9 protein-coding genes are annotated in these 13875 nt (G+C 48.9%); 3 read left to right on the forward strand and 6 right to left on the reverse strand.

The annotated features are described in order from the left end of the window. Positions 1-14: 14 nt before the first annotated feature. The 3 genes from lysA to AC1RJL_RS13900 form a co-directional block, all read right to left on the reverse strand. On the reverse strand, positions 15-1262 hold the full coding sequence (lysA, locus tag AC1RJL_RS13890; RefSeq protein ID WP_492915020.1) for a diaminopimelate decarboxylase: 1248 nt from the start codon (positions 1260-1262) through the stop codon (positions 15-17). Between the two features lie 42 nt (positions 1263-1304). Then, positions 1305-1478 (reverse strand): LPS translocon maturation chaperone LptM, encoded by a 174-nt coding sequence (lptM, locus tag AC1RJL_RS13895; RefSeq protein ID WP_492915022.1) that lies wholly within the window; start codon positions 1476-1478, stop codon positions 1305-1307. A gap of 170 nt (positions 1479-1648) precedes the next feature. Continuing rightward, a complete protein-coding gene (locus tag AC1RJL_RS13900; protein ID WP_492915025.1) occupies positions 1649-2881 on the reverse strand; it encodes an AAA-type ATPase lid domain-containing protein in 1233 nt (410 codons plus the stop codon). 194 nt (positions 2882-3075) lie between these two features. Between AC1RJL_RS13900 and AC1RJL_RS13905 the strand changes: the two genes are divergently transcribed. Both AC1RJL_RS13905 and AC1RJL_RS13910 read left to right on the forward strand, forming a co-directional pair. Next, positions 3076-4047, forward strand: coding sequence for an FHA domain-containing protein (locus AC1RJL_RS13905; RefSeq protein WP_492915027.1), 972 nt, complete (start codon positions 3076-3078; stop codon positions 4045-4047). A gap of 7 nt (positions 4048-4054) precedes the next feature. Beyond that, positions 4055-6763, forward strand: a complete 2709-nt coding sequence (locus AC1RJL_RS13910) for a protein kinase domain-containing protein (RefSeq protein WP_492915029.1) — start codon at positions 4055-4057, stop codon at positions 6761-6763. Between the two features lie 7 nt (positions 6764-6770). Here AC1RJL_RS13910 and AC1RJL_RS13915 read toward each other — a convergent pair whose 3' ends face one another. From AC1RJL_RS13915 to AC1RJL_RS13925, 3 genes are all read right to left on the reverse strand, one after another. After that, complete coding sequence (locus AC1RJL_RS13915) at positions 6771-7361, reverse strand: DP-EP family protein (RefSeq protein WP_492915031.1); 591 nt, start codon at positions 7359-7361, stop codon at positions 6771-6773. Positions 7362-7548: 187 nt separating this feature from the next. Beyond that, a complete protein-coding gene (locus AC1RJL_RS13920; RefSeq protein ID WP_492915033.1) occupies positions 7549-9774 on the reverse strand; it encodes a TonB-dependent receptor in 2226 nt (741 codons plus the stop codon). 53 nt (positions 9775-9827) lie between these two features. Continuing rightward, the gene (locus tag AC1RJL_RS13925; protein WP_492915035.1) at positions 9828-11033 is read right to left on the reverse strand and encodes a helix-turn-helix domain-containing protein; all 1206 of its coding nucleotides are present in this window, start codon (positions 11031-11033) and stop codon (positions 9828-9830) included. 332 nt (positions 11034-11365) lie between these two features. Between AC1RJL_RS13925 and AC1RJL_RS13930 the strand changes: the two genes are divergently transcribed. After that, positions 11366-13546, forward strand: coding sequence for a carbohydrate-binding protein (locus AC1RJL_RS13930; protein WP_492915037.1), 2181 nt, complete (start codon positions 11366-11368; stop codon positions 13544-13546). The last annotated feature ends 329 nt before the right edge of the window (positions 13547-13875 follow it).

The following is a 13875-nucleotide window of genomic DNA, read 5'->3' on the forward strand; positions in this document are numbered from 1 at the left end:
TTTCTGGCCACCCTTTACTCTGGTAAAAGGGCCTCGCCGCGGATCATATCTTCAAAAGTTTCGCGCGCGCGCGCCAAATGCATTTGATCGCCATCCACTACCACCTCGGCGGCACGGCCGCGGGTGTTGTAGTTGGAACTCATACTGAAACCATAGGCGCCCGCGGACATTACTGCCAGTAAATCACCCGGTTCAATTGCCAAGGCGCGATCTTTGCCGAGGAAATCGCCGGTCTCGCAAATCGGGCCGACCAAATCCCACTGACGAGTTTCCGCTACGCGCGGTTTTACCGGGCGAATGTCTTGCCACGCCTGATACAGCGATGGACGGATGTTATCGTTCATCGCCGCATCGATCACCGCAAAGTTTTTGTGCCCGGTCGGTTTCAAAAACATGACTTTGGTGAGCAGCACACCGGAGTTTGCCGAAATTGAACGGCCGGGTTCAAACATCAACGCTAATTTGCGAGCGCCTAATTTGGCTTTGATTGCGGCCATGTAGTCGGCCACTGGCGGCGGCGTTTCGTTGCGATAGGTAACACCCAAACCGCCCCCCAAATCCAGGTGCGAAATATGAATGCCATTGCTCGCCAATTCATCGACCAGAATTAACAAGCGGTCGAGCGCATCCAAAAACGGTGTGAGCTGGGTGAGCTGCGAACCGATATGGCAATCGAGGCCTTTAATCGCGAGGCTCGGCAATTGCGCAGCGCGCGCATATACCGCCGGAGCGCGTTCAATCGCGATACCGAATTTATTTTCTTTCAACCCGGTAGAAATGTAGGGATGGGTATTCGCATCCACATCGGGATTTACCCGTAGCGACACGCTGGCTACTTTGCCTTTTTCTGCCGCGATTTGCGCCAGCAGTTCCAGTTCCGCTTCTGACTCTACGTTAAAGCAGAAAATACCGACATCCAATGCGCGCGCGATTTCTTCCGCACTTTTACCGACACCGGAGAAAACAATACGCGATGGCTGTCCGCCGGCGAACAACACCCGTTCCAACTCACCACCGGAAACGATATCGAAACCGGCTCCCAGTTTGGCGAGCATATTTAAAATCGCCAGATTAGAATTGGCTTTGATCGCATAGCAAATCATGCCCGGATGTGAACCCAGCGCCTGCGCGTAGGATAAATACTGCTGCGTAAAAGCCGCGCGGCTGTAGACATAACAGGGGGTGCCAAAGCGTCCGGCAACGGCGCTCAGCGGGGTATCTTCAACGTAGAGTTCACCATTGCGTTCAATGAAATGCTGCATAAAAAATCTCGATCAAAAAGCGGTAGGACGGATTGTTTTGGATTACTCGGCCGGATTAGCAGGCGTAGTTTCCCGGGCTTGCTCAGGCTGCCGGGGTTGTGGAGCTTCTGTTTTCTCCGGCTGGGGTTTTGCAGGCTGGGGCAGATAAAGCGGACCCTTCTGGCCGCAGGCACCAAGACCAAGACAGAGCAATATCAATACAACTGCAGTTTTCATAACCAGATATCCGATAACACCCCCGCAATTTCAGCCGGGGTCGGGATTAAAGACGGGGCAGTATAACCCTGCACCCGCATGCGCGAAAGGGATGCAGGTTACCAGAAAAACCAGGGAATTTAGCGGACGATAAGAGGGCGTTACAGCGGAGAAGGCCTGCGCGTGCCGAATTACTGCAACACTGCCTGCAGTTCATCAGCAGAAACCAAAGCATCATTGGCAATTAATGCGAGCTTTTGGATCACTGTTTTTAATTGCTCGACATTGCCCGGCCAGTCGGCAGATTCCAGCAACCGCCAGGCCTCTTCGGTTAAATCGAATCCAGCACCGAGGGCAAATTCGCGGATATAAAACTGCGCGAGATCGCGGATGTCATCGCGGCGGCCAGCGAGATCAGGTAAACATAATTCGCGCGCACATTGCGCCAGCCACTGCGCCTGGGGCGCGGGAATTTCGTAGTGGTACTCGCTCACACTCAGGATCAAACGCACGCTCTCGCTGCCATCGAAACGCGCAGAAGCGACCTGCAACCAGAAATTGCGCAGGCACTGGAAACTTTCGGGCGAGAGCGAATCGATATTGCGGACAAATAATGTCCCGCCATTGGTGTAGGTGCGCAGCGATTGCAAAATAGTCGCTGCACTTCCCTCTTCCCATTCATTACAATCCGACTCGATAAACGGTGCGGTATCCGCGCGTGACAAACAGTGCAGGCTGCGCGCGGCAATCACTTTACCCGCGCCTTTGTCCGCGCGAATTAACACCGGATTGTTCCCTTTGGCCAACTGATCAATCCGTTGATCCAATTGGCGCAATGCTTTGCTATTGCCGATCCAATAACTTTGGTCGCCATAAATATGAATTGCGCGATAGCGGGTTTGATAACGGCCAATTGTGCGTACAATTTCATCGGCAACCAGCGCCAGATCTTTCGTCAACTGCTCGCGTTTAATTGCCGCTCCGGGCGTCGCTACGTCAGGAGTCGCTACTCCAGGACCTACCTGCACCACAAGATAACCCAAACGCTGCACTTGTCCCTGCGGCTGTTTAAAATTCAGCGGCAAGCTAAATGCAGTTTCAGCAACAAAATCTTCAAACGGAGTGGTGTTCGCCTCTTGTGTGGAAATAATAAACTCTTCCACCTGACCGGTTGCAGCCATGTGCAAATCCTGCGCGTCACTCACCAATATCAAATGGCGATAACCTTGATGCGTCACACAGCGCAACGTGATCGCCGCGTGTGCAAGATTGAGCCGCTCAACGGCAGAGCGCAGAATAATTTTGGTGAGCGTAATAAAACTTTTATTGACCGGCACCCACTTGGCGGTCGCCGACTGACTAAACTTGTGAATAGCGCGGGCAAGCGGTTTAGGGGTGATAGCGGCCTGAAACAAGGCAATCATAGCGATATTCTCGTCATTCATGCGGACAATAGGTGGGAAAACCGGTGCATCTTGTGGCAATCTATAGGCCTTATAAGATATTGCCTATTACACTCAATTACAGAAAACATCGGTAACGGATAGCATTCATACAAAGGAGCTAAAGAATCAGCGCCGCTACCACTTGAGCTACTTACTTTTTACGCGGAAACCTTATGGCTTATTTGCTGGATGTCGCTGCAGAGAACTATTTTCCTCTCGCCCCTCATCACACCTTTGGCAGACTCGCTGCGAGTGTGGACACCCACATCGATAAACCCTACGTCTCCAAATTGCACGCCGCCATCGAATGGAATGGCAGCCACTGGCGGATTAAAAATCTCGGCCTAAACGGCACCTGGGTCAATGGCATTGCGCTTGGGCAGGGCGATGTGCGCGACCTCAGCCTGAATGATGACATCCGCTTAGCTGAACAAGCTGATCCCGGCTTCAAGGTGATCGACCTGACACCACCGGCCGACATGCTCTGGCCACTGGAGAAGAATCTCGCCAACTTCGAGCCGATTTACCTCTCGCGCTATCACCTCTTACCCGATGCAAATACCCCCGAACTCGCGCTCTTTTACAACGAACAGACCCAGCAATGGCATCAAGAGGCATTACATCAAGGCGATCACGAACAGCCTGAGTTGAACGACGGCGACCTGGTGCAATTCAATAATACCCATTGGCAATTTGTACGCGCGCAGGTTTACGGCCCGACCGAAGCAAAATCCTCTCGCCATATTAATGATTACGAATTTATTTTTAATATGAGCCTGGATGAAGAGACCACCCAGCTTGAACTGCATCATCAACAGACGCTCGATCTCGCTGTGCGCAGCCATCACTATCTGCTGCTACAGCTCGCGCGCCACCGCGCCGAAGACGCAGACCGTGGACTCGATAATAAAAGCCAGGGCTGGGTTTACGCCGATCAACTCGCAGCAGAGTTGGGACTGGACAACACCCACATGAACATCCAGATTTTCCGCGCGCGTAAACAATTGGTCGATGCCCTGCCCGACGCCCTTGGCCAGCAATGCCTGCTGGAAAGACGCGGCGGAAAAATCCGTTTTGGCTGCGAGAAATTTAAAATATTCAAAGGCGAAAAACTCACCATCGCCTCGCCGCTCAAACCCTGCTGAGCGTTGAATGAATAATTCCACTACCCCAACCACCGACGCAGTGCCCGCGGAGCCAATCCGTATCGGGCACTACGAGCTGCTCGACTGTATCGGGCGCGGCGGGATGGGATTGGTGCATCGTGCCCTCGATACCAAGCTGGATCGTCAAGTCGCCATAAAATGTTTACGCACCGAATTATTTGAAGCGCATTACGTGGAACGCTTTAAACGCGAAGCGCTGCTGCTGGCGAAATTGAATCACCCGAATATTGTGCAGATCTACGATTTTATCGAAGCACCCGAACAGGTCGCGCTGGTGATGGAATTGGTGGATGGGCAAAACCTGCAATTGCATCTGCGCGAACACATAGTCACATTTGCCCAGCGCATGCGCTGGTTAACAGAAATTGCGCAGGGCCTCGCCGTTGCGCACGATGCAGGAATTATTCACCGCGATTTAAAAGCCGAGAATATCCTGATCAACCGGCGCAAAGTCGCCAAAATTACTGATTTGGGCATCGCTAAATCGCAAGACTTTAATGCAACCCTGACCGATCACGTTGCCGGCAGCTATTGCTCCATGTCGCCCGAACAGGCGATGGGCGAGCCGCTTGATTTTAAAAGCGATTTATTTTCCTTCGGCATACTCGCCTATCAATTATTGTGCGGCGCCCATCCGTTTGGCGACACCAACAATAAACTGCAATTAATGCAGCGGATTATTTCCCATCCGCCGATTGCCCCTAGTAAACACAATCCCAATTTGCCGCCTGAGATTAACGACCTGCTCGGCCAGCTGCTCAGCAAAGATCCGGACAAACGCCCGGATAATACTCACTGGGTTGCCGCGCAACTGGAAAAACTCAGCCACCTGCAACTGGCTAATGATTTTGTCAGCGATGATACCCAAGCGCTTATCCCGAATGGCAGCGCGGCAAACCAGGCGAACGCAAAAAACACTGGCATCTACAGCGCAAGCAGAACGCAAGACCATCTCACATTCGAAACACGCTTCGCTCCTGTAAATACAGCACCGAAAAAATCGCGCTGGTTGCCGATCAAAAATTATCTGGCTGACAATAAAATCAGTGTGAGTATTGGTTTATTCAGCGCGCTGATCCTCGCCGCTGTTGCGGTTTGGCAATTACAGCCAAAACCACCGAAGTATGTTGCGGTGATTCCACCGAAGTTGACGGCGGAGGGTATGCAGGAGTCGCAGCAGGAATTGGTAAAGGGAGCGGTGTATGACGCAATTCAGCAAAGTGTGATTCAGCTGGATGGATATTATCTGATTCCGCGTGAGGAAATTGCAGATGTAAATGGGAACAATGAAACGGTGCGCAAGGCTACAGCTGCAGACGAATTAATCACAACTAAGATCCAGTGCAAAATTGAAACTTGCACAATTGCTATAACACGGCTAGTGCCAGAAGATGGAAAATCAGAAAATAGGCTAAGAGTAGAGGGGACAAAGACTGTTGATATTTTGACAGACAGCTATCTATCCACTGCTCAAATAGTCGCATCTCATTTAGGTCAGCTTTATAATCAAAAAAGTATTTCGAAACTAGACAACATAAGTCCCTCTGACTATCAGTTACTAATAGAAGTAGCTCATCAGCTAAGGAATCAGGGGGCATCAGAAAAACTGCTTATAGATATTGATAATTTAGATCAATCTACAAAAGGACTGTCACTTGCACAATCAATTTATAGAGAAATTGCACTAGATCTTTTTCATGAATCAAAGCAAAAAAAATATCTAGATAAACTCGAAAAAAACATAAATAACTCATTGCAGCCCACCAAAACTGTGGAGCAACTATACAATCTATATAGTTTACAGTTAGCGCAAAACAGAACTACTGAGGCAGAGATCACAGCAGAAAAAATTAGAGCATTAAATGCCAGTGACTCAACAGTAAATGAACTATACGCTCACATAATGATGTATAAAAATGACTACAAATCTGCTACAAAACTATATAAAAAGGCTGTTATATCAAAGACAACGGCCAACAATCTTATTAATCTTGCCAATGCTTATTGGTATTCCGGGAACACAACCTCTGCCAAGAAATACGTGGAGGAGGCACTCAAACTATCTCCAATCCAACATAAGGGCAACGGATTGTATGGGTTAATTCTACTTTTTGCAGGAAAAATAGAAGATGCCAGCAAAGCATTTGAAATTGCCTTAGCGACAAATCAAAATGATATAACAAACCTGACCAATCTAGGTCTTTGTTATCTTCTTCTTGAAAAATACAATCGGGCAGATGAGTTATTTACCCGTGCATCAGAAATAGCACCAAAAGTTAACACAATATTACTGAACAAAGCTGATGCCAAAAATCTAGCAAATAATAAACAAGAGTCACATAAAGTTTACGAAGAAACGATCTTCCAAACAGTAAAAGAAGAAAGAACTGATAGCAATTTACGCACTTTATCTCAAGCTTATGCGCACATCGACAAATTCCCAGAAGCATTGAAAGCACTTGAAGAGCTGCAAGCAAGCGACCCTCAAAATATTGAAACAATGTATACCGCAGCACTTGTTCATACACTTGCCAAAAACAAGACATCTGCCATTTTTAATGTTGAAAAGACATTATCAAATGGCATGCATCCAATGTGGTTTAAATTTGCGTGGTTTGATGAATTATGTAAAGAACAAGCTTTTGATGAGCTAATGAGGCAACACGGGGAGACCAATAGATGCTCCCCCCACTAAATTCCAATCAAGGACCAATTGGTCTGATAGGAATAACCCCCGGATCTTGCGACTCATAAATAGAAACAACACCAGTATCATTTTCAGTAAATGAAGCAACAAACCCGAATGGAATATATTCGGCAGAGTTTTCCAATACTTGCACGTAGGCAATCAAAGTAAAACCATTGTCGATAATATCCACTACTACATCGTTGTTTGGATCTTCATCACCATGGTCTGTTGCCACGCCACCTAGTGCAAAACGCCAAGTGCCATGTGCTGACTCGTTTTGAACGATGGTTACAACAAGAATTGCGCGTTCAAGCTCACGCTCTAATGGTGATGGATTTAACTGGAAACCAACAGTTAAATTAGAGATATCCTGAGTAGAACCCGGCTCAGTGAACAACCAATCACCACGACCGGAATCGGTTGGCAATGCAGGAGTCAAATTAAAATATTTAATAACCTGGCCACCTCTGGGCACAGATACTGTTAGATCTGTTGCTGCCAGTTTTTTCTTGCCCTTTTTCACTGGTTCTTTTGCAGCAACTACCTTTTTCGTAGTTTTTTTCTCTGCTGTTTTCTTTTCCACTTTTTTCTTGTCTGCTGCCATCTTTAGTATTTCCTGTATATAAAGTGTGTGAAATCCCTAGATGATCGACACATCAAAAATAACGGCTTTTGATTGTGTGCCGCCCGCTTCCTAGCGGGCGGCTGAAAAATAACGCCAAACAAGCATAGTCCAGAAAATAAAATACTGCCCATAAAGATATGACAATTAGTTTGTTTTCATACCATCACTAATATTGGTATGTCACCGACATCCCGATGGTGCGTGGACGAGTAATGTATTCAAACTGTCCCTGCTCACCATGCATTTCATCGCTGCGCTTTCCAGTGATGCCGCGGGTGTTTTCAATATTAGCGATGAAGACACCCAAGCGCCAATTACTGAGTGTTACACCAATTCGCGCGTTGGCAGTAGTAAAACTATCCAGCTTTTGATAGTTGTAAAAATCAGGATTGAGCGCTGTGTAGATTTCACCAAAGCGATTAACACCTATGCTTGCATCCACATCTGCTGACGCAAAGGATTCGGCGTAATCCAATGAGAGGCTCCAGTGTGTACGCGGTGCACCAGGCAATTGGTCGCCATCATAGGCATTTGTTCCGCTTATTTCGCTGAAAGTGACCGCTTCGGTAATTTCTGCATCGGAATATGAATAAGCGGTGCGCAATGTGATTGCACTACTGAGCTGGGCAGACAAGTCCAGCTCAACACCTCGAGAACGCGCTTCTCCTGCATTTACATAAATTGGAAAACCGCTATCGGAGGTTGCCTGTATTTGCAACTTATCCCAATCGACATTAAACAGTGCGGCATTCAGCTGGAACTTATCGGCAAACCAATTGCTGCGCAAACCAAGCTCGGCATTGACGGCTGAGTCCGGTTGGTAAAACCGGCCGTCCACGGTTTGCAATGGTGCCAGGTTGGCACCTCCACGGCGATAACCTTCGGACAGAACGAAATACAGCGTGTGCTGTTCGGAAAATTTATAGCGTGTATTAAATGTACCTAGCGTGTCGCTACTGACATCGTCACCCAACTCACAGTAATCGTATCGAGCATCACCATAAAGAGTGAGGCACACATCCAGATCATCGTCATAACGGAAATAGCGTGCACCTAAACTGGCTTCCCATTTTTCAGTTATATCGTATTCGATCTCAGCGTACACAGCATATTCGTCAAGTATTTCAGTTTGCGTAGATGAATAGTCCAAATCATTGGGGCGATCCGACTCACCCGAGAATGCTGCAAAACCCGGGACATAATCCGCATTGGACAAATCAAGATCGTCGCGACTGTAGAAGCCGCCAACCAACCAGCGCAACCGCTGCTCTTCCGATGAAACCAGTCGCACTTCAAGACTGTCTTTAACAACGGAAAAATCTGTTGTTGTATACGCCGAAAAATCTTCGTAGTCGGTGTAATAAGGACCATATAACGTTGCTAGAAAATCCGTTTGGTCAGCGCGTTCTCCATGTTGGTAGTCGTAGCGATTCAAACTTGTTGTAAGCGTTGCCCATTCCATTTCATAAGTTGCATCGATGCTCGCTAATTGTAACTCGCCATTCATCGGCTGCAGATAGCGGCTTGATGCAGCATATTTATCTTCGGTAAAACTTTCGTTTGTCGCTTGGCGATCACTTACATTAATTTTTTGGTAGTGATACATGGTATTCAGCGAGAAATTATCTGCGGGTTGCCAAAGTAAACTTACGCGGGCTTGTTTGGTTTGATCATCGTTGATGTCCTTTGCAGGGCCCGTAAGCAAATAATTATTGTCGATAAAACCGGCGTTTTCGGTTTTGCCGAGCATCAAGCGCAGACCGAGGGTGTTATCAATCAACGGTGTGTTCACGACCAAATCGGTATCGTAATTCAAATCATCGCTGTGATCGGTTTGCGCAATTTCTGCACCAACGCGAACTGAGGTTTTTGTTAAATCCGGCTTAGCGGTGACGTAGCGAATTAATCCACCAATGGATGAATTACCATAAAGCGTGCCTTGAGGCCCGCGCACAACTTCTGCTTGTTGCAAATCTTTCAGACTAAAACCGGGTGGGGCGAAATAACCTTGCAGCGGAATGTTATCGACATAACTGGATACCATCGAACCGTCGCCACCCAAATCATTCGCGCCCACTTCATCCATACGCAAACCGCGGATTACCAAACCGGTGGGATTGCGCGGGCCTGCATCGACAATCGAGAAACCCGGAACCTGGGTAGCGATATCACCGATATTTTTAATACCGGCAAAATGGGTGATCACACTCGCCGCACCAGCAAAATCCTGCAGGCTTTGATTGCGCTTGGAGGCGGTGATTATTACTTCTTCTACTGCGGGAGTATCGGCAGCCACCACCGGCAAACTTACCAGTGGTGCGCTCATTAATGCGCAGGCCACTGAGAATGGTTTTAATTGTCGCGTTCGAGTGTATTGTTTGTGCATGGTCATGGGTGTGCGCTTCTCTTGTAATGATCAATAGGGAAATTAATAGCAACATTAAATCAGGTTGACGGTGCAACATCCGCAGGTTGTTGGCGATATTCCGATGGTGTTTTCCCTACCAGTTTTTTGAAAAATGTATTGAAGACCGATTTACTGTTGAAGCCGACTTCCAGATAAATATCGGTGATGGTTTTGTCTTTGTTTGCAGGCTCAAGCAGACGTTTTTTCGCCTCTTCAATGCGATAGCCATTAATGAATTCATAAAAATTGAGGTTGAAATGACGGTTGATAATCATCGATAAATCTTTCGCTGGGATTGACAGTGTTTCAGCAAGCATATCGAGTGTCAGTTCCGGATTGAGATAGGTTTTTTGCGTGCGCATAATGCCGTCGATTTTTTCGGCGTATTCAGGGTTGAGCAGTTTTTCCTGGGTTGATTTTTTAGATGGCTCTTTACTTTCCTTTTGCCTCACCGCTTCAAAATTACTGAAGTAGCGCATGCTGGTAAAGACCAAAATACATACCAGGAAAAACAGCGCGTAGTTGCCGCTCAGGCCGATGTATTCAATGACATTGCCTTTTGGATCGGGATGTTGGAAATCGTAACCGGTGATGTAACCAATCACTTTGGCCAAGGCAAGCATTTCATGCATCAGGGTGATCACCATAAAGCCGACTACCAGGATTTTCAGCCAGAGAATATCCACCTTTTCGATATTGGAGTGGGTAGTTTTAAGGATGTCTTTGTACTTGAAGATCAACATCAGCGCGGCAGCGCAATAAGCCACGCGCAGGGTTTTGCACAGGAATTCCGCGGTGATGTAGCCACTGCTATAGACAAAGTATTCGGTGTTGATCCAATCCAGACGGATCGGTAACGGGTAGCGGTAGAAACCCAACATCATGAACAGCGCAAACAGGCCCAACGGTATCAGATGCAGGTAATCTTTGGAGCGGAAATGGAAGTCGCGGAACACCAGTGACTTCACATAGAAGTAGAGCAACACAGCGTCCAGGTAATAGGCAAAGCCGCCGATAAAATAAATACCTGGCACATTTTCACGCACATGCAATTTGAATTCAGCGCCCCAAAGAATCAACTCATGGAGGGGAATAAAAGCATGGGCGATCAAAAAGGCGGCAAGAATATAGTTGCTGGTGTTTTTAGGTGGATTAGTGGCGATCAGTAATAGTGCAAATAAACAGCAGAGTATGGCCGTCATCAGCAGTATTACGTCATGGAAGTTGAATGTGACAAAGTTCATAGAGGTTTCCCGATGTTTTCTTATTGTGCGCAACTGTTGTGGTGGTTGATCGCGCCCTGATTTTGTCACCGGATACTATAGAAGATAAATCTCCCGAGCCAGAAAAAATCGCGTACGAGCATTTTTCCCGTTCTCGAACCCGTTCGCCTCGTGATTTTTTCACGTACCACTTTTGCTCTCGAACGACAGTGTTTGCATCACCCGCCTAATCTCCCCTTCACGAAACCCAGCGCACATACCTAACCCGCGTATAACAACAAGGAATGCAGTAACCCGGAACCAGGTTTTCGTACTCTGTGAGAAATAACAATAACGTTTACAGGTACTCAACTATGAATATGCCCTCCCTTTCTATTAATACCTATCTTAAGGCCCATTTGCCCGGCAAATGGTCAGCACTTGCGTTTTGCCTCGGCGGCGCACTATTAAGTCAACCCGGTTTTAGCCAGGCCAGCTTGCCGGCCACCATACAAGCCGAAGCCTACAGTCATATGAACGGTGTGCAGGTAGAAGCCACCAGCGATGTCGGCGGTGGCCAGAATGTCGGTTGGATCGATGCCAATGACTGGATGGCCTACAGCAATAATACCGTCAGCATCCCAACCACTGGCGCCTATGATGTGGAATATCGTGTCGCCAGCCAAAGCGGCGGCGGCACTATTCGCCTGGAAGAAGCCGGTGGTGCGACGGTGTACGGCACCATTGCAGTGCCCGGTACCGGTGGCTGGCAAACCTGGACCACCATCAAACATCGGGTGAACCTGAGTGCGGGCACCCGCAGTTTTGGTATTGCCGTTCCAGCCGGTGGTTTTAACCTCAACTGGTTCCGTATCACTGCTGTGTCATCTTCCAGTTCAAGTTCATCCAGTTCAGTTAGCTGGGCGCGCTTACCCGCGATCAAGCAGAGCGGCCACCTATGGGTGAATGCAACCAACAACCAGCGCGTGGATCTGCGCGGCACCAACCTCGGCAACTGGTTGATCCAGGAATTCTGGATGATGGGCGGGATTATGTCCCACAGCGGCGGCACGATTAACGATCAGTGCACCCTCGAATCCGTCCTGTCACAACGCTTCGGCAATGCGGAAAAAGAGCGCTTGATGAAAGTATTCCGCAGCAACTACATCACCACCCGCGACTTTGACATGATGAAGGCGATGGGCATGAATGTGGTGCGCATACCCTTCCTCTATAGCCTGATCGAAGACGAGTATAACCCCTACAACCTGCGCGCCGATGCCTGGCAGTACCTGGATTGGGCAATTGATGAGGCGGAAAAACGCGGTATGTACACTATCCTCGATCTGCATGGCGCAGTTGGCGGACAAGCGGCGGCGTCGGAGCAACACGATGGCTGTATCGGCGCAGCCCAGCTTTGGACTAACGCCAACTATTGGGATCGCACCAAGTGGCTGTGGGACATGATCGCCCAACGCTACAACGGTCGCTCGGCCATCGCCGCTTATGACCTGCTGAACGAGCCCTGGGGCACCAATGCGACCACCCTCGCCAGCCGCTCTTACGAGCTGTTTAACGTAGTGCGCGCGAAAGATGCCAATCACATTATCCTGTTGCCCGGCCACAATTCCGGTATCGATGCGTACGGCAATCCGAACAGCCGTGGCCTGACCAATGTCTCCACCTGGATGCACTTCTACCCAGGTCTTTGGGGCTGGAATGACACCGCCGCCTACGGCGCCGGTCAAGCCAACATGCATGCAAACTGGCTGCACTGTAACAGTACTGCCACCAACCCTGCAGGCACCGGCGAAAGCTGCGACTGGCGCAACAAGATTACCGGCCTGCAACTGCCGTTCCTCGTCGGCGAATTCCAACCCTGGACCTTGCTCGGCAGCTACGGCGGCCAGATGACCCGCAAAACCTACGACATCTACAACAGTTATGGCTGGGCAGCGACCAACTGGGCGTGGAAAACCACTTCATCCGGCGGCTCCAATGGCGACACTAACAGCTGGAACTGGGGCATGGTCACCAACTCCAGCAATGGCGGCGGCATGAGCGGCATCAACGTGAGCAACGCCAGCACGGCGCAAATCGAAACCTGGTTCCGCCAATTCTCCACCCAACCGCTGGTGCGCAATGAAAGCATCGCCTACTGGATGAACTGGAAAGCACAAGTCGGTCAACGCATCGAAGCAGAGATGTTTAAAGATCACAGCGGCATCCGTATGGAAACCACCACCGATACCGGCGGCGGCTTTAACGCGGGCAGCACCGATGACAACGATTGGATGAGCTATCCAATCAACATCCCGACCGCTGGCAATTACACTTTACAAGTGCGCGTGGCCTCACCTTACACCGGCGGCATTTTGGTGCTTAGCCGCAGCGGCAACGACTTGGGCGTAGTGACTGTGCCCAACACCGGCGGCTGGCAAAACTGGCAGACAGTGAGCATCACCGTTAACTTGCAAGCAGGTCAGCAAGACCTGGCGATCTTCGTAAGAAAAGGTGGCTGGAATATCAACTGGTGGCAACTCACCAAGCAATAGACCGGTGCGGGCGGCTGGCTCCCTGTTAGCTTGCGCGGCCCGGTGCCTATAAAGCTTTGGCCGATACAGTAATGCTGCCGGCCCTTTTAAAATTTTATCCAAGTGTTCTCCAGCCTTCGTGGTTAACCCTCGTGTAACCATGAAACCTTTTGCCGATACAGCGATGTATCGGCTTTTTTGTTTTTGTTACATTTATTCATCACTACCTAGCAACATATTGCACTCCCAGTGATAGGACGTAATATTGCCTGAGGCTTTATACAAGCCCAAACATTGACAAGCACACTATTTGGCTACTTGCCGGAACTGGTGCGACAGTATCATTGGTC

The organism is Cellvibrio sp. GW822-FHT04B05 (genome assembly GCF_058800985.1).

Bases quoted from the DNA above. Each gene is read 5' to 3' on its own strand.
- AC1RJL_RS13930 (WP_492915037.1), top strand. From the start codon at position 11,366: ATGAATATGCCCTCCCTTTCTATTAATACCTATCTTAAGGCCCATTTG.
- lysA (WP_492915020.1), bottom strand. From the start codon at position 1,262: ATGCAGCATTTCATTGAACGCAATGGTGAACTCTACGTTGAAGATACC.
- AC1RJL_RS13915 (WP_492915031.1), bottom strand. From the start codon at position 7,361: ATGGCAGCAGACAAGAAAAAAGTGGAAAAGAAAACAGCAGAGAAAAAA.
- lptM (WP_492915022.1), bottom strand. From the start codon at position 1,478: ATGAAAACTGCAGTTGTATTGATATTGCTCTGTCTTGGTCTTGGTGCC.
- AC1RJL_RS13905 (WP_492915027.1), top strand. From the start codon at position 3,076: ATGGCTTATTTGCTGGATGTCGCTGCAGAGAACTATTTTCCTCTCGCC.
- AC1RJL_RS13920 (WP_492915033.1), bottom strand. From the start codon at position 9,774: ATGACCATGCACAAACAATACACTCGAACGCGACAATTAAAACCATTC.
- AC1RJL_RS13900 (WP_492915025.1), bottom strand. From the start codon at position 2,881: ATGATTGCCTTGTTTCAGGCCGCTATCACCCCTAAACCGCTTGCCCGC.
- AC1RJL_RS13910 (WP_492915029.1), top strand. From the start codon at position 4,055: ATGAATAATTCCACTACCCCAACCACCGACGCAGTGCCCGCGGAGCCA.
- AC1RJL_RS13925 (WP_492915035.1), bottom strand. From the start codon at position 11,033: ATGAACTTTGTCACATTCAACTTCCATGACGTAATACTGCTGATGACG.